This window comes from Mucilaginibacter sp. PAMC 26640, assembly GCA_001596135.1.
Lineage (GTDB): Bacteria > Bacteroidota > Bacteroidia > Sphingobacteriales > Sphingobacteriaceae > Mucilaginibacter.
The window spans coordinates 980,954-998,565 of sequence record CP014773.1 but is presented as its reverse complement, the minus strand read 5'-3'; the positions used below and the strand labels follow the sequence as shown (position 1 = coordinate 998,565).

Genomic DNA, 17,612 nt, shown 5'->3' with positions numbered 1-17,612 from the left:
GGGAGCTGCTTGTTTTTAAGCTTAGTTAACGTCCTGGTAAACTTTACTGGCAACCAGTGCCTGCGGGATGATTTTTGTAGAGTCTTTTAGCGATATTGATCCGTCAAGCACCAGCTTTTCTCCTGCTTTTATGCCTTCCGTTACCACGTAATACTGTCCGGCAGTAAGTTCCATGATTTTAATTTCCCGGCTTCTTACGATGTTATTTTGCTCCAGTACAAATACAAAGTATTTACCCTGCTGCTCATAAGCAGATTTTTGTGGAATCAATAAGGCGGAGGTTAATGCTTGTGGTACATCCACGCTGCCGGTGGCACCACTTCGCAGCAAATGAAGAGGGTTTGGAAATGCAGCACGCAAGCTGGCCGTACCTGTTGCTGTGTTTAATAAACCGCTGATGGTTTGTATTTTTCCTTTTTCCGGATAGGTAGAACCATCAGCTAAGGTTAGGTTGATTAGCGGGGTATTTTTAATTTTTTGATCCAGGGTGGAGCCTTTCACTGTCCTCGAAAAATCTAAAAGTTGTTTTTCGTTGAGTGAGAAATAAGCATAAACGTTACCAATGTTAGCTACCGTAGTTAATGGACTGGATGTTGTGCTGGTGATCAAACTACCTAAGCGGTATGGAATTGTACCTACAACACCGTCAACAGGGCTGGTAACCAATGTATATCCCTGGTTTACTTTGGCTGTGGCTAAATTAGTTTGGGCCTGCGCTAAAGCGGCACGTTTGGTATTCAGTGTGTTTTGATCCGTTTCCAGTTCGTAGCGGGAGATGATGCCTTTATCAACCAAGGGCCTTGTTTTATTAACTGCAATTTCGGCAGAATTGATATCTGCTTTGGCACTATTGATAGCGGCAATTGAGCTTTGTACAGTTTGCTCATATTGGGGGGCGCTCAATTTAAAAAGCGGCTGCCCTTTTTTTACAACTGACCCTTCATCAACGTAAATTTTGTCGATATAGCCATCAATTTTAGGGCGGATATCGATCGTTTGTTGTCCCTGCAGAACGGTGGGGTAGCTGGTGTGCAAAGTAGCATCCTGGGGAGTAACTTCAAATACCTGATAATTTGCAGGAGGCGGTGGGTTCTGGCCGGGGGCTGCCTGTCCGCCTTTATTGTTATCCCCGCACGAGGAAAGAATGATTATTGCCGCGCTTAAAATTGTGCAATTTATTGCATTTGTTTTCATTTGGTATGGAGTTGATAATGATTCATGATGAATTAAAAATTATAATAGACGAATTAGTTTGACGTTTATGTCAGTTTTTTGGCAAAAAAATTAAGTGAACAGCATTTCGATAATGACCTTTTTACGTTCCGTCATCAGTTCCCGGAATTTAACATCATTAATATTAAATAATTGTTTGAAGAGCGGACGGACAAGCAAAGGGTATGCGGTCAATGAAAATAGATTAAGCATAAAATTTATTGGCAACATTTTTTTTATCTCGCCTTTATCCATAGCGGTTTCTATTTCTTTAAAAAAGTGAACTAATGCCGGAGACGCACCTTTCTCGGGCGCAACAAATCCATTAGCATTGATTTCGCTGATCATGAAAGACTCCTTGTACGGATATCGGCTCAATTCCCGCAAAAAAACGTCGATAAACTTAATTACCTTCTCCCTAAAGGGTAAGGGAGATAATAATACTTTGTCCAAAGTCATCGCAGTCTCTTGCATCGCTTCCTCAAACACGGTTTTAAAAAGCGTATCCTTCGAACGGAAGTAATAATTGATGACTGTACGAGCCACACCTGCGGCATCGGCAATATCCTGGGTGGTAGCGTTGAACCGTCCCTCCGCGAAAAAAATCTTTTTTGCAGTATCCTTTATATGTTGTTCTGTACCGGTATCGCGGATGGCCATCGCTTTAGATTAGTTTGACAAAAATGTCAGACAAAAATGAGCAATGATTTAGATTGTAATGTCAATAAAGCGTAAATAAATAAATATTTGATTATGGGGTAAATTTTAAAGATTCAAGGGCTGATAAAAAATAGTTAAAATAATTTGCGCAACTCAAAAGTTGCATATATATTTGCAACCGAAAGGTTGCTTAATTAAAATTTAAATTGTGAAACAGGATATATTTCAGGCAATAGCCGACCCAACACGCAGGGCTATTTTAACTTTAATTGCAATACAGGCTTTAACGCCAAATACGATGGCAGAAAAATTTGATATGAGCCGGCAGGCTGTGTCAAAACATATAAAAGTGTTACAAGCCTGCGAACTGATTAGACCCGAGCCCGTAGGCAGAGAGATTTATTATCACTTCAACGCCAAAAAAATGTTGGAGTTTGACAACTGGTTGGCCCAGTTCAGGCAGAACTGGGAAACGCAATTTAATCAGCTTGACCAATTATTGACAACAATTAAAGAACAGAAATAATGAACAACGATTTGCTATTTGATTTTAACGTTGATAAAAAAGCCAAAACGGTTTATATCACCCGGCAGTTTAATGCCGCACAATCTTTGGTATGGGATGCCTTCACCAAAGCCGAATTGCTGGACCAATGGGGCGCACCTGCACCCATGCGCGCAAAAACCAGGTATATGGAATTTAAAGTTGGGGGGCGCAGGGTTTACGCAATGGTAAGCCCCGACGGGCAGGAGCGTTGGGCAGTACAGGATTTTACTGCAATTACCCCGAAAACTAATTTTAAAATGTATAACGCTTTTGCCGATAAGGACGAAAACCGTGAACTGCCGGGTTCGGAGTGGGACTACCACTTCAGTGAAAAAAATGGCATAACTAAAGTTGACATTACCATTTACAATGAATCATTCGAGCGGTTGGAGAAATTGTTGGAAGGCTTTAAAATAGGTTTCAATATGACCCTTAAAAACCTGGAAGATTTGCTTGCTAATTTATCCCGGAAGTAATCGTATGAAAATTTTAGAATAATTTAAGGAATACCTTAATCAAAAAACATTCACAATTAAAAATAAATATCATGAAAGCAATTAATCCATGGATCAACTTTAATGGCAATGCCGAAGAAGCATTTACATTTTACCAATCAGTTTTTGGCGGAGAGTTTAAAAAGGTCGTTCGCTTTAAAGACCTTGCGAGCGATGAATTTCAGGTGCCCGAAAATGAGGCTAACAAAATTATGCACATAGCGCTGCCTATCGGGAGTAACAATGTGTTGTTAGCCAATGATGTTCCAGAGTTTATGGGGAGGGTAAACGAACGTGAAAACAGGTCTAAAATTGCGGTGAGTGCAGAGAGCCGCGAAGAAGCCACGCAGGTATTTAACGGATTATCTGCAGGCGGGGAAGTGGAAGGGCCGATAGGCGATAGCCCCTGGGGCACCTACGCCGGGATGTTCAGAGACAAATATGGTATTGAATGGATAGTTGAATATGACCCAGGCGCATGATGAATTAATGGAGCAAGCGTAAGCAAGCTTTTATAAACCTGGTGCCAAAACAACCAAATCTTGTTGCCATAAAACCCCGCAGGCTTGCCAGGCAAGGCGCTGCGGGGTGGTAACCGCTACGTTACAGTTCTTTGTCGGCTAACATTTTTGCGTCGCGGGTATTCTTTTGCACAGCAATGGCCGAAAACATACTTAAGCAGAAGGCCATAGCGTAAAAGCCTTTCTCACTTCTGGCGAGGTCTGCGTTCCATAATCCAATAGTGAGTAAGATCATTGCCGCAATAGTGGCAAACCAACTCAGGCCGTAGTAAAGGTCGGTAACCGCATGCCCTTCAGCCCGGTCTCTCACGCTTTTCTGTACGGAGATCACAGCAAACAGGCCAAATAATAAAATGGTGAAATAATAGCCTTTTTCATTCAATGCCATACCCGCATTCCATAAGCCTATGCAGTATCCCACTGCTCCGGCTAATAATGCAAACCATGATGCCCCTATAAATGCGGCAGTTGGTTTAAACGGGCTTCTGATTTTTTCACCTGCTTTTAGGGTATTCAAATTTTCTTCAGTTCTGTGTTGTAGCGATTCCATGATTTTTTGTTTTTGTGATTATTGTTGAACCAAATGTCGGGTATAAAACAAACCTTGAAAAGTCAGGATTCTCAGATAACTGATGATATATAAATGAAAAATATATTACTTTTATAGCAATCACAACCCAGTCATGGACGGACTTTTAGAGTTGACCAGCCTTCTTAATAATACAGACAGAAAGCTGTTTAAGCAGTTTTTACGGGATAAGAATAAAAGAGAGGATGTAAAAAATTTACAGCTATTCAATTTGGTAGAAACTGACGATATAACTGCTTTCGACAAGCTCTACAAATCTTACAAAAATAAAGATGCATACTATGCCTTAAGAAAAAGGCTGCAGGATAATTTGTTGTTATTCTTATCGCAGAAAACCTTTGAGAGCAATCATTCAGATAGCTATGAGGCTTTGCGCCTGCTTGTGGTAGCTCGTTTCCTCTCGGAAAATGAGCTGGTTAAAATTGCGTTCAAGTGTATGGACAAGGCTGAAGCGATAGCGGAGTCTTTGGAGCAATTTAACTTATTGAACGAACTTTTGCTGTTAAGGCTGCAGTATGCTCATATGCCTGGAGCGGAGGACCTTGACACTTTAACCGCTCGCTTTTTGCGGAACCAGGCGGAAATGCAGCGCGAAGCCAGGCTCAATATGGCTTACGCCTATTTAAGGCAGGAATTGCAGGAGATACACCTGAACGGCAAGATTGTTAATCTGACCACTTTAATGCTGGCTACCATCCGGAAATACAAGATTTCCAAACAGGACTTAATGACTTACAAGTCTATTTACCAAATTCTTTTCATAGCGAATGAATACGCAGCCATTCAGCAGAACTATGGGTTGATAGAGCGATACATTAACCGAACCAATCAATTTATGAAAGGCCAGGTGCAGCACAAACAGACGTATGGTTTTTATCATATATCCATTTTGTATTTTTTGGCCAATTTTCATTTACGGCAAAGAAGGTTCGGGAAGAGTGCATCCTACCTAAAGGAAATGATGCATTTAATGTTAGCAGACAGCCGGTATTATGCGCTGTTTTATTTACGCCATCAGTTACTCACTTCACTAAATCTGTTTTTTACAGGGTTTTCTGATAGGGCTATCGCGCTATTGCAGGAATCGCTCTCCAACAAAAAGAGTACGTCCAAGCCGGAAGATCTAGCGGATGTACGCTTAAGCCTGGCGATGTTTTTAGCCCTTTGTGATGACCGGGCGAGTTTGAAACAGCTGGCACTATTGACACAGACCGATGCATGGTACGAAAAAAAGATGGGCATGTTATGGACTATCCGTAAAAACCTGATGGAAATACTGGTACAGGCACAATTCTCTAATATTGAGCTTGCCTTATCACGGCTCATGAGCTTCCGGAGACGGTACAAAAAATATCTGCTGAAGACCTCCGAGGAACGGGTGTTACAGTATCTGGGGCTGGTTGAAAAATATCTGTTGAAACCCGATGTAGCTTTTGACCCCAGGTACAAAGCTACTGTTGTAAACCAACTCACCCAAAAAGAGAATAATGATATCTTCTCTTTAAGTTTTATCGCCTGGCTAATAGCACGCTTGGAGAAAAACACAGCGTATAAAGTTGTCTTAACACTGATAGGAAACGATGAGGGATAATACAATTAGCATGTTAAACCAAAAAAGCCTCAAATCTTTCGATTCAAGGCTTTCTAAACTTGGGTAGCGGGAACAGGACTCGAACCTATGACCTTCGGGTTATGAGCCCGACGAGCTACCAACTGCTCCATCCCGCACTATTTTTATTAATTACATAACGGGCATAACTCCGAAATGTTTGATCCTGTTGGGCAGAAATCCGGTTTAGCCGCTTAGGCCTTCCCGCTTTAAGAAATCAAAAGCCTTAATCTTTCGATCAAGGCCTTCTCTTATCTTGGGTAGCGGGAGCAGGACTCGAACCTACGACCTTCGGGTTATGAGCCCGACGAGCTACCAACTGCTCCATCCCGCACTATTTTTGTTGGTTACATAACGGTCATAACATCCGAAATGTTTTCTTTCCAAATGTGAAAATGCATTTGCATGCCGTTTTTTATTGGACTGCAAAGATATAATTCGTTTCTTTGCAGTCCAAATAATATTTTAATTATTTTTTTTATGGCACACAGGGCAGGTTTTGTAAGTATAATTGGTAAACCCAATGCGGGTAAGTCAACCCTTATGAACGCCCTGGTGGGCGAAAAAATGTCTATCATCACCCCAAAAGCACAGACAACCCGTCATCGTATTTTGGGTATTGTGAACGAAGAGGATTACCAGATTGTATTCTCGGATACGCCGGGTATCATTAAACCGCATTATGCATTGCACGAAAGTATGATGCACCAGGTAGATGGCTCCATTGTGGATGCCGACCTGATATTGATGGTGACCGATATTCACGAGGAGTACAATGAAGAAGACGTACTTAAAAAGCTGGCCGGTTCTACCGCGCCCCTGGTAGTGCTGGTAAATAAGATAGACCAGAGCGAGGAAGCTGAAGTAAAAGAAAAGGTGGATTACTGGCAGGAGAAGCTAAACCCCAAAGCGGTGTTTGCCATCTCGGCCCTGCATGATCATAACATAAAAGCCATCATGGATTTTATATTAGAGAACCTGCCCGAGCACCCGGCCTATTACGAGAAAGACGCGCTTACCGACCGTAATGACCGCTTCTTTGCATCGGAGATGATTCGTGCGCAGATCTTTAAACAATACAAAAAAGAAATTCCTTACAGTACCGAGGTAATAGTTACCGCTTTTGTAGAAGGCGAAAAACTGCACCGCATAAGTGCCGAGATCATTGTAGAACGCGATTCGCAAAAAAATATCATCATTGGGGAAGGCGGCAAAATGCTGAAGATAGTTGGCACTTACGCCCGCCGCGATATGGAAGATTTTTTCCAGAAGAAGATCTTCCTGGAAACGTTTGTAAAAGTTATCCCCGACTGGCGCAGCAAAAAAAATTACCTGAAAAAATTCGGGTACGAATAATAAAACAGATTTGAGATATTAGATGTGAGATTTGAGATAAAGCAGCATCCAGTATTCAAAAAACATTTAATTTAGATGTAGAAAGAGATCAGACAGGACTTTCCTCCGGTCTCATATCTCCTATCTCACATCTCATATCTAATACAAAATGAGCAATATAGTAGCTATAGTAGGCAGGCCCAACGTTGGCAAATCCACTTTATACAACCGTTTAACCGAAAGCCGTAAAGCTATTGTTGACGATTTTAGCGGTGTAACCCGCGACAGGCATTACGGTACCAGCGAATGGACCGACCAGAAATTTACCGTTATTGATACCGGCGGCTATGTAGCCAATTCGGAAGAATTGTTTGAAGTGGCCATTCGCGAGCAGGTTTTGATCGCAATCGAGGAAGCCTCCGTTATCCTTTTTATGGTAGATGTTACTACAGGCATTACCGATCTGGACGACGAGATAGCCAATATCCTGCGTAAAGGCAAAAAGCCGGTATTTGTTGTGGTGAACAAGCTGGATAATAACGCCCAGCTGGCTGATGCCACCGAGTTTTACAGCCTGGGTTTGGGCGAGATCTATACGTTATCATCTATGACGGGCAGCGGCACCGGCGAATTGCTGGATGAAGTGGTTAAGCATTTTGAAGATGTTCCGTTTGATGAGAACGAGCGCCCTAAATATGCCATAGTCGGCCGCCCTAACGTTGGTAAATCATCTATTATCAATGCTTTGATAGGCGTGGACCGTAATATCGTTACGCCCATTGCCGGCACCACCCGTGATAGTATCCACATCCATTATAAACAGTATGGTCATGATTTTATGCTGATCGATACCGCCGGGATGCGGAAAAAGACCAAGGTAAAAGAGAACATTGAATTTTACTCGGTAATGCGTACCATCAAAGCTTTGGAAGAAGCTGATGTAGTGATCCTGATGATCGATGCGGTAGAAGGTTTGGAATCTCAGGATGTAAACCTGTTCCACCTGGCCGAGAAAAATAAAAAGGGTATTGTTATCGTGGTGAACAAATGGGATTTGATAGAGAAAAATAATAAAACCGTTAAAGCATTTGAAGACCAGATCAAACAGAAAATAGCACCTTTTACTGATGTACCTATCGTTTTTACCTCGGTAACCGAGAAACAGCGTGTACTAAAAGTGATTGATGTGGCGAACCAGGTTTACGCTAACCGCGCCCGCAAGATCCCAACCTCTAAATTAAATGAGGTAATGCTGCCGATCATCGAGAACTATCCGCCGCCATCATTAAAAGGCAAATACGTAAAAATCAAATACATTACCCAGATAGCGGGCCAGTCGCCCATGTTTGCGTTCTTCTGTAACCTGCCGCAGTACGTAAAAGAACCGTATTACCGCTTTATAGAAAACCAGCTGCGCGAGCATTTTGAGTTTTCCGGTGCCCCCATCCAGGTGTGGTTCAGGCAGAAGTAGTGATCAATTTAATATCTTGGATAGCGATGCGTTTAAAAACCCATCGCTATTTTTTTTAGCCTCTCGGCGGGACAGAGAGCCTTAGCGGCAAACATGAATTTTGCCCTCTTTTTGCGCAGCAAAGATAGGGCCGGGCAGCGTAAGCAAACCCGGGGTAAGTATATTCGCCGCTATCCTGGTTTATGGCATTGCCTTCGGCCCGCGCTTTCCGCTCATACTGCACAGGCCTTAGGCACCTTGGCCAGTATCCGCTGCAATCGCTAATGCGGAAACGGCAAAGCGGCAGCGAGGGCACCGCCCGGAGCCTGAATACCGGATCTGCATATCTTCAAAAGACAAATCTTAAAAATTCTTTTCAGTTAATATCTTTTTGCTTTTTAATTTCTCAATAATGTACCGTGCTTCAGCTTCATCCAAATCATTTCCAAACCTCACAGTTTTGAGCCCGTAGTCGAATTTTACAGTGCCCGAATTGAAATTGCTAAGAACGCCGCTTTGACTTCGGCCAAATCGAAAACTATTGTACATTGAAAATTCTTCTGATGCCCGGATATGCTTTACCTCATTCAAATCGTAAACTTTTGCTGGTAAGAAAAACCAGACGCGATTGCGGATAGAAATAGTTCCTTTCCCCGCCGCTATAATTTCTTTGCCCAGCAGCATAAATAGTATAGTGCTAATTACGAATATACCACCGAGCGACCATCCTGCTAGCCAGATTGTTAAAAACCACCCAGGCCCATCGCCACTTGCTATAGATGATGCCGCACTTGTTTCGCCAAAAAACCAACCTACCATCCATGCCGAAAAAAATAGCAAGATAAAATAGTTTCGTTTTCCGGGTATTTCAATCTCCACCGTGTCGAAATTATCGTTTATGATTGCGCGGCCTGAGTAAGGGTTTTCCATCGTAAAAGGTTGTTGGTTTTAGTTGGTCATAAAAGTAGTGTTCTGTCTATTACAATCAAATCTTTGCTGCATTATTTTAACTGCCGCAACGCTATAATTTTTAGTAATTTTACGTTATAAATGATGCAACCAACCCTCAATAAATATAACCTCAAATTCCGCGAAGCACTTGCCGGCTTAAACCCCGAACAGTTGGCTGCGGTAAATAAAATGGATGGCCCGGTGCTGGTAGTAGCTGGCCCGGGCACGGGTAAAACGCAGATCCTGGCGGCCCGTATCGGGAAGATCCTGACGGATACCGATGCCCAGCCTAGCGAGATCCTTTGTTTAACTTACACCGATGCCGGTGCAGTGGCCATGCGCAAACGCCTGTTTGAATTTATAGGCCCCGATGCTTACCGCATCAACATCTATACCTTTCACGCTTTTTGTAATGAGATCATCCAGGAGAACCTCGACTATTTCGGCAAGCTGAACCTGGAGTCGCTGTCTGATCTGGAATCGGCTATGCTGTTCCGCGAATTAGTGGATGAATTTGGCAAAGACCATTTGCTGAAGCGGTTTACCGGCGACATTTATTACGATGCTCCGCGCTTAAAAAGCCTGTTCTCTACCATGAAAAGGGAGAACTGGACAAAAGATATGATTGTACAAGCCGTGCAGGAATACCTGGACGACCTGCCCAACCGGGAGGAGTTTGTTTACAAAAGAGCCAATGCCAAGGCAGGCATTAAAATAGGAGACCCCAAGCAAAAAGATATTGATAAGGCCAAAGATACCATGGCCAAGCTATTGGCTGCCGTTGGCGAGTACGATAACTACACGGGTAAAATGAAAGCCAAAAGCTTTTATGATTATGACGACATGATCATTTGGGTGCTGAAGGCTTTCCGCGAGAACGATGAGATCCTGCGCAAATACCAGGAGCGCTATCAATATATTTTGGTGGATGAGTTCCAGGATACCAGCGGGTCGCAGAACGAACTGCTCAAGTTCCTGCTCAATTACTGGGAAACGCCAAACGTATTTGTCGTGGGCGATGATGACCAGTCTATTTTTAAGTTCCAGGGGGCAAACATGAAGAATATTCTTGATTTTGCCGGCGACTATGTAGATACGTTGCACACCGTGGTGCTGAAGCATAATTACCGCTCCAACCAGCACATTTTAGATATATCGGGGGCACTCATCAACAACAATCGCGAACGTTTAACCAGTCAGCTTAAACTGGATAAAAACCTGAAGGCTTCGCACCCGCGCTTTGATAAGCTGGTAATAGAACCCACCATCCAGGAATACGAGAACCCCGCGCAGGAGCTGGTTAATGTTGCCCTGCAGATAAAACAATTAGTGGCCGATGGCACCCAGCCCGGTGAGATAGCGGTGATTTACCGCAATCATAGCCAGGTAGAAGAGCTGCTTACTTATTTGGAGGCGCAAAAAATAGCCGTAAACACCAAGCGGAAGATTGATATCCTGACGGTGCCCTTCGGCGAAAAGATCGTGAACATATTGCGCTATCTCGCTATGGAACTGGATTCTCCTTACAGCGGGGATGAGCTGTTATTTGAGATCCTGCACTATGATCTGTTCAATATAGCACCTATTGAAATTGCAAAGGCCAGTATCGCGGTAGCCAAAGAAAATTTTGCAACGGCAGCAAATAATCAGCCCAAAACATCTTTACGCAGGCACCTTCACGAAACCAAGCTGGTTGCGCAAACAGATCTGTTTAACAAGCAGCCCAATATAGAGATGAAGTACCTCATTAATGATATCGATGAGCTGCTTAAATCTGCCGTTAGCGTAACTGTACAGCAGTTTTTTCAGGATGTGGTGACCAAGATGGGGATCCTTAAATATATCATGCATCAGCAGGATAAAGGTACCCACATGCAGATCCTGACCAGCTTCTTCGATTTTTTGAAAGATGAGAGCCGCAAGAACCCGGAGATCAAATTAGCAGACCTCATCACTACGATAGAACTGATGAAAAAGAACAACATCAGGCTGGAACTGAATAAGGTGATCTTTTCTGATAATGGCATTAACTTTTTAACTGCGCATGGCTCCAAGGGGCTTGAGTTTGAGCATGTGTTCTTTATTGGCTGCGATAAAAAAACCTGGGATGGCAAGGGGCGGAATTACGGTTTCAGTTACCCGGACACCCTGACCAATTCGGCCGGTGACGATATTGCCCAGAAGGAAGAAGCCCGCAGGTTATTTTATGTAGCAATTACCCGTGCCAAGCAATGCCTCAATATTTCTTTTGCAGGCAAGGATGCAAAAGGTAAAGAACAGGAACCCTCGCAGTTTATTGGAGAGATACTGGCAGATACACACCTGCAGCTCAAATTCCCGAAGGTAAACGATGCGGATATGTTCGGTTTTTTTGCTACGCAGTTCAGCGAGGCGGAAAAGCCGGTAGTAGAATTGCTGGACACGAACTACATCAACCAGCTCCTGCAGAATTATACCCTTTCGGTTACGCACCTCAGCAACTATTTAGATTGCCCGCTGCGGTTTTATTTTCAAAGTTTGATCCGGGTGCCATCAGGTAAAAGTCCATCGGCTACCTTCGGGCAGGCAGTACACTGGGCGCTTAATAAGGCTTATCGCAAACTGCCGGAATATGGCAACGAGTTTATGCCGACAGAAGATTTTGTAAAGGAATTCCGTTGGTATATGTACCGTAACCGCGATTCGTTCACCAAAACTGACTTTAAGCTAAGGATAGATTATGGCGACAAGATACTGCCGCCCTACTATGAGCTGAACGTGCCGCTGTGGAATAAAGTTGCGCAAACCGAACGCAGCATAAAAAACATTGAAGTGCAGGGGGTGCCCATAAAAGGTAACCTAGATAAAATAGAATTTAATGGTAAAGACGTTACCATAGTGGATTATAAGACCGGCAAGTACCGCAACGCAAAAGACAAGTTTCAACGGCCCACCAACGACGAGCCGCATGGCGGTGATTACTGGCGGCAGGCGGTGTTCTATAAGATCCTAATCGATAACGACCGCACCAACGACTGGCAGGTGGTAAACACAGTATTTGATTTTGTAGAACCGGTAAGTGAAGAATATTTTAAAGAGAAAGTAGTGATCAGTCCGCAGGATATCGAAGAGGTAACCGGCCAGATCACATCGGTTTATCAAAAGATCCTGAACCATGAGTTTAATGAAGGCTGCGGCAAAAAAGACTGCGACTGGTGCCATTTTGTAAAAAGCAATTTCAAACAGTCTGGTAATATTTTAGAAACAGTAGAAGGAGAGGAAGAAACGGATTAAACTGTAGAAACGCGATACTTCGCGTCTGCCTTAGGACAGTAATGAAATTAATTAATACGCCAAAGACGCGATACTTCGTGTCTTTACAATAAAAAATAATTATGAAATACATCGCTTTTCTTTCCTTGTCATTCTTCGCGTTAACCGTTTCGGCCCAAACCATCGTCAAACAAGATGCTGCCATTAAGCAAATGGCAGATGAGGTATCTAATAGAAATATTGAGGCCATTGTACGTAAACTGGTCAGCTTTAAAACAAGGCATACATTGAGTGATACCCTTAGCAAAACCGAAGGTATTGGTGCTGCCCGCAACTGGATTAAAGGCGAATACACAAAATATGCGGCAGCCAGTAACGGCCGAATGACGGTGCAATTTGATGTATTTGTGCAACCCCAGGGCCGCCGCTTAAGCAAGCCAACTACCATGAAAAATGTATTGGCGATATTAAAAGGGACCGATACGGCCGACCATCGCGTTTACATTGTTTCCGGTCATTATGATTCCCGGGCTACCAAAGCAATGGATTCTACCTCCTTTGCGCCGGGTGCCGTGGATGATGCCTCCGGTACAGCTGTATCTATGGAACTGGCGAGGGTGATGGCCAGGAGATCTTTCCCGGCTACCATTATTTTTATGGCAGTTGTGGGGGAGGAGCAGGGGTTGTACGGCTCCACCAACGTTGCTAAACGCGCAAAGGCAGAAGCCTGGCAGGTTGATGCGATGCTGAATAACGATATCGTAGGCAACACATTAGGCATGGAAACCGGTTTGAAAGATAACCGCAGCATCCGGGTGTTTAGCGATGGCGTGCCGAATGCCGCAACGGAAAAAGATATCGCCGCATTGAAATCATTAGGTGGAGAAAACGACGGGCAATCGCGGCAGCTAGCACGGTATGCCAAAGAAATAGGTGAGCGCTACGTTGATCAACTTGATGTAAAACTCATCTACCGCACAGATCGCTACCTGCGCGGCGGTGATCACCTGCCTTTTCTAGAACAGGGTTTTGCGGCTGTACGCTTCACCGAGATGAATGAAAACTTCGATCGCCAGCACCAGGACGTGCGCAAAGAGAATGGCGTTGACTATGGCGACATGCCCGATTTTGCGGATTACGATTACATTCAGAAAATAGCACGGATGAATCTCTCTATCCTGGCCAACCTGGCTACTGCCCCCGGTCAGCCTCGAAACGTGGGCGTTATCACCAGCGATTTGACGAACAAAACCAAATTGAAGTGGGAAGCACCCAAAGGGAAAGTCCCGGCAGGTTATTACATCCTGATGCGTGAAACCATCAGCCCTTATTGGGAAAAGAAATTTTATATAACGGGCACAGATGCAACCATTGGCTATTCAAAGGATAATTACCTGTTCGCCGTGCAGTCGGTAGATGCCGCCGGGCACGAAAGTTTACCGGTACTACCTAAACCGGTGAGGTGATTGAATCATAAACTGGGTATCAAACTAAATACCATCCTAAAGGTTATATGCTGTACGTATGGCCAAACCGTTGCTCGAATTTACAGACAGGGGAATTTATTGCGAAAAAGGTAAATTCTATATCGACCCGTGGAAACCGGTGGACGATGCAGTGATTACCCACGCACATGCAGATCATGCCTATTTCGGGCATAACAACTACCTGGCTCATCACCTTTCACGCGAAGTAATGTTGTACCGCCTTGGCGATATTAACCTGCGCACTATTGAGTATGGCGAAACCGTAAACAAACACGGTGTGCTGATCTCCATGTACCCGGCCGGCCATGTTATTGGCTCAGCGCAGATCAGGGTAGAATACAAAGGCGAGGTTTGGGTAGTTTCCGGAGATTATAAGGTAGAGGATGACGGCATATCAACCCCCTTTGAGCCGGTAAAATGCCACCATTTTATATCTGAATGTACCTTTGGTATGCCCGTTTATACGTGGAAACCACAAAGTGAGATGTTTACAGATGTAAACAACTGGTGGCGCACCAATCAACAAAACGGCGTGGCGACTATCATTGTAGGTTATTCATTGGGTAAGGCGCAACGCATACTGCAAAACCTGGAGCTGGATAACGGCAAAGTGTATACCCATGGGGTGATAGAGAACACCAATGAAGCCCTCCGCCGCAACGGGGTTATTCTGAATCCTACAGAACGTATCACGCTCGACTCCCCGAAAGAGGAAGTGCGCAAGGGCATCATCATTGCACCTCCTTCATCGGTAGGTACACCCTGGATGCGCAAGTTTGCGCCTTACAGTTTTGGTTATTGCAGTGGCTGGATGGCTATCCGTGGGGCAAAGCGCAGAAGGGCTGCCGACCGTGGCTTCGTCATGTCTGACCATGCCGACTGGCCCGGTCTCATTAGCGCCATTGATGCTACCCAGTGCGAAAGCGTTTACCTTACCCATGGCTATACAGCCTCATTTAGCCGTTACTTATCCGAAATTGGTTTCGATGCCCGCGAAGTTCATACCCTGTATGGCGGTGAGGAGGAAGATGCGCCTGTAACCGAAGGAGAAGAAAAGAAAGAAACGACAAAAACCGGAGATGCGGAAGAGGAGGTTACGCTATGAAAGCATTTGCCCAACTCTTCCTGTCACTAGATGAAACCAACAAAACCAACGAAAAGGTTAAGGTGCTGAAGGATTATTTTACCAATGTGCCCGATACCGATAAAATGCATATGCTGGCCCTGTTCTCGGGCCGCAAACCCAAAAGGCAGATCAATTCTACGCTGGTGCGTACCTGGGCCATGGAGGTATCCAACATCCCGGTGTGGTTGTTTGAAGAAAGCTACCATGTGGTGGGCGATTTGGCCGAAACCATGTCACTGCTGATGCCTGAGAGTCAAAATAGCAGCAGCAAAACGCTAACCGAATGGATAGCGGAAATAAATGCGCTGGCAGATAAGACCGAAGTGGAGAAGAAGCTTTGGCTAATGGATTCCTGGGCTATGCTGGATAGTCAGGAGCGTTTTGTGTTCAACAAACTCCTCACCGGAAGTTTCCGGGTGGGTGTATCGCAAAGCCTGGTGATTAAAGCGCTGGCTGATGTGACGGGAATAGACGCTCCCGCATTAACCCACCGTATTATGGGCAGCTGGATGCCGGAGAACTATACCTATGAGCAACTGGTGCAGGAGCAAACGGCATCGGACAATATCTCTCGCCCCTATCCCTTCTTTTTGGCTTATCCTATCCAGGAAACTTCAGAAAAAAGGAAATCTGCTGAAGAGGTAGGCACCGCGTTAGGCGGAGCTAATGAATGGCAGGCCGAGTGGAAATGGGATGGCATCCGCGCGCAAATGATTAAACGCGACGGGCAGATTTTTATATGGAGCCGCGGTGAGGACCTGGCAACTGAAAAATTTCCGGAACTGCACCCATTTTTAAATGCGCTTCCGGATGGTACGGTGCTGGATGGTGAGATCCTGAGTTTTCAGGATGGGTTACCCATGTCGTTCAGTGTGTTGCAAACGCGTATCGGCCGTAAAAATCTAAGCAAAAAGATCCTTACCGATAGCCCGGTTGCTACCATAGTTTATGATTGCCTGGAATTTAACGGCGAGGATATCCGTTACAAAACCCAATCAGAACGGAGGGAGATACTGGAAGCACTTCAGAGTGAAACACCATTTCCGGAGGTTTTTCGCATCTCGTCGCTTATAAAATTTAATAGTTGGGACGAGTTGGAAACAACCCGGGAACAATCCCGCGCCATGATTGCCGAAGGCGTTATGCTGAAACGCAAGAGTGCCACCTACCAGGTTGGCCGCCGCCGGGGAGACTGGTGGAAATGGAAGATAGACCCGCTTTCGGTAGATGCGGTAATGATCTATGCGCAAAAGGGCCACGGCCGCCGGGCAGACCTATACACCGATTACACCTTTGCCGTTTGGGATGGCGATAAGCTGGTGCCCTTTGCCAAAGCTTACAGCGGCCTCACCGACGCCGAAATTAACAAAGTAGATTATTTTGTAAAACGAAATACGCTGGAAAAATTCGGGCCGGTACGCACCGTAAAACCCGAGTTGGTGTTTGAGATAGGCTTTGAAGGAATCAATAAGTCAAGCCGCCATAAATCGGGTATAGCGTTGCGTTTTCCGCGGATCTTACGCTGGCGGCACGATAAACCCAAAGAAGAAGCCGATACTTTAGATAGTTTAAAAGCATTGTTAAATGAATAATACCCTTCACGTTTTAAATGGCGATGCCACCCTTGCCGGATTTCAGCAGGCTGATATAGATGGCGATATCATGATCTGGCGGGAGGTTTTATCGGAAGGGCCAGTAAGCCGGAATGTGCAGTCGGCTAAATTTTGGCAGGATCGGTCTGAGTGGATCTGCGCAGCCTTTGCTGAAACGCCGGATAACTACTCCACAGGTGTTGTTAATCAGTTGGAAAAGCTTGCCGAGCCTTATGAGGAGATTAACCTTTGGTTTGAATATGATCTGCATTGCCAGGTAAATTTACTGGGCATCATGAATATGCTGAATCGCCAAACTAACCTTTCTGCACCGGATGTGTATTTGATCAGCCCGGCCGAATTTCCGGAGATGCTGGATTTTACCGGGATGGGCCAACTCAATGGTGAGCAGATGGGCTATCTTTATGATAACGTCCGTTTACAGCTGGGCGAATATGATTTCCGGCTGGCTTTGGAAGCCTGGGAACTATATGTTGGAGCTGATGCCGGCAAACTACAGGCATGGCTGAACGAGACGCCGTTTTGGGGCAACATGCATAACCTAAAACCCGCTATGGAGGCTCACCTCAAACGCCTCGGGACAAACGCCGACGGGCTCAATTATATTCACCTTAAACTACTGGAAGCTTATAGCAGCGGTATAAGAACCAGGCCCGAGATCTACCGGTATTTTTGGAAAACCGAAAAGATCTATGGCATGGCTGATAACGCATTAGACCTTTATCTACAACAACTTACAGATAGAAAGTTGATCGGTCTGCAATAA

15 protein-coding genes and 2 tRNA genes are annotated in these 17,612 nt (G+C 44.7%); 11 read left to right on the top strand and 6 right to left on the bottom strand.

What is annotated here, in order from left to right; translation table 11 throughout:
• Positions 1-21: 21 nt before the first annotated feature.
• On the bottom strand, positions 22-1,194 hold the full coding sequence (locus A0256_04365) for an efflux transporter periplasmic adaptor subunit (GenBank protein ID AMR30707.1): 1,173 nt from the start codon (positions 1,192-1,194) through the stop codon (positions 22-24).
• 90 nt (positions 1,195-1,284) lie between these two features.
• A complete protein-coding gene (locus A0256_04360; protein ID AMR30706.1) occupies positions 1,285-1,872 on the bottom strand; it encodes a TetR family transcriptional regulator in 588 nt (195 codons plus the stop codon).
• Positions 1,873-2,080: 208 nt separating this feature from the next.
• Between A0256_04360 and A0256_04355 the strand changes: the two genes are divergently transcribed.
• The 3 genes from A0256_04355 (at position 2,081) to A0256_04345 (ending at position 3,395) form a co-directional block, all read left to right on the top strand.
• On the top strand, positions 2,081-2,398 hold the full coding sequence (locus A0256_04355; GenBank protein ID AMR30705.1) for a transcriptional regulator: 318 nt from the start codon (positions 2,081-2,083) through the stop codon (positions 2,396-2,398).
• The gene (locus tag A0256_04350; protein AMR30704.1) at positions 2,398-2,895 is read left to right on the top strand and encodes an ATPase; all 498 of its coding nucleotides are present in this window, start codon (positions 2,398-2,400) and stop codon (positions 2,893-2,895) included. Before A0256_04355 ends, A0256_04350 begins: the two co-directional genes overlap by 1 nt.
• Positions 2,896-2,966: 71 nt before the next feature.
• On the top strand, positions 2,967-3,395 hold the full coding sequence (locus A0256_04345; GenBank protein AMR30703.1) for a glyoxalase: 429 nt from the start codon (positions 2,967-2,969) through the stop codon (positions 3,393-3,395).
• 121 nt (positions 3,396-3,516) lie between these two features.
• Here A0256_04345 and A0256_04340 read toward each other — a convergent pair whose 3' ends face one another.
• Positions 3,517-3,984, bottom strand: a complete 468-nt coding sequence (locus A0256_04340; GenBank protein ID AMR30702.1) for a hypothetical protein — start codon at positions 3,982-3,984, stop codon at positions 3,517-3,519.
• A 133-nt stretch (positions 3,985-4,117) separates the two neighbouring features.
• Between A0256_04340 and A0256_04335 the strand changes: the two genes are divergently transcribed.
• Positions 4,118-5,614 carry a hypothetical protein gene (locus A0256_04335; protein ID AMR30701.1) on the top strand — a complete coding sequence of 499 codons (1,497 nt, stop codon included), beginning with the start codon at positions 4,118-4,120 and terminating at the stop codon, positions 5,612-5,614.
• Positions 5,615-5,675: 61 nt separating this feature from the next.
• Here A0256_04335 and A0256_04330 read toward each other — a convergent pair.
• Both A0256_04330 and A0256_04325 read right to left on the bottom strand, forming a co-directional pair.
• Positions 5,676-5,751, bottom strand: a tRNA-Met gene (locus tag A0256_04330).
• Between the two features lie 139 nt (positions 5,752-5,890).
• A tRNA-Met gene (locus tag A0256_04325) sits at positions 5,891-5,966 on the bottom strand.
• A 146-nt stretch (positions 5,967-6,112) separates the two neighbouring features.
• Between A0256_04325 and A0256_04320 the strand changes: the two genes are divergently transcribed.
• Positions 6,113-6,988, top strand: coding sequence for a GTPase Era (locus A0256_04320; GenBank protein ID AMR30700.1), 876 nt, complete (start codon positions 6,113-6,115; stop codon positions 6,986-6,988).
• Positions 6,989-7,136: 148 nt separating this feature from the next.
• A complete protein-coding gene (locus A0256_04315; protein AMR30699.1) occupies positions 7,137-8,438 on the top strand; it encodes a ribosome biogenesis GTPase Der in 1,302 nt (433 codons plus the stop codon).
• A gap of 342 nt (positions 8,439-8,780) precedes the next feature.
• Here the strand turns inward: A0256_04315 and A0256_04310 are convergent, their stop codons facing one another.
• Positions 8,781-9,347 carry a hypothetical protein gene (locus tag A0256_04310; protein ID AMR30698.1) on the bottom strand — a complete coding sequence of 189 codons (567 nt, stop codon included), beginning with the start codon at positions 9,345-9,347 and terminating at the stop codon, positions 8,781-8,783.
• Positions 9,348-9,470: 123 nt separating this feature from the next.
• Between A0256_04310 and A0256_04305 the strand changes: the two genes are divergently transcribed.
• The 5 genes from A0256_04305 (at position 9,471) to A0256_04285 (ending at position 17,612) form a co-directional block, all read left to right on the top strand.
• A complete protein-coding gene (locus tag A0256_04305; GenBank protein AMR34424.1) occupies positions 9,471-12,641 on the top strand; it encodes a DNA helicase UvrD in 3,171 nt (1,056 codons plus the stop codon).
• A 101-nt stretch (positions 12,642-12,742) separates the two neighbouring features.
• Entirely contained in the window at positions 12,743-14,086 is a 1,344-nt protein-coding gene (locus tag A0256_04300) for a peptidase M28 (GenBank protein AMR30697.1), read from the top strand.
• Positions 14,087-14,144: 58 nt separating this feature from the next.
• Complete coding sequence (locus A0256_04295; GenBank protein AMR30696.1) at positions 14,145-15,212, top strand: DNA ligase-associated DEXH box helicase; 1,068 nt, start codon at positions 14,145-14,147, stop codon at positions 15,210-15,212.
• Entirely contained in the window at positions 15,209-16,825 is a 1,617-nt protein-coding gene (locus A0256_04290; protein ID AMR30695.1) for an ATP-dependent DNA ligase, read from the top strand. The genes A0256_04295 and A0256_04290 overlap by 4 nt, the downstream gene beginning before the upstream one ends.
• The gene (locus A0256_04285) at positions 16,818-17,612 is read left to right on the top strand and encodes a hypothetical protein (protein AMR30694.1); all 795 of its coding nucleotides are present in this window, start codon (positions 16,818-16,820) and stop codon (positions 17,610-17,612) included. The genes A0256_04290 and A0256_04285 overlap by 8 nt, the downstream gene beginning before the upstream one ends.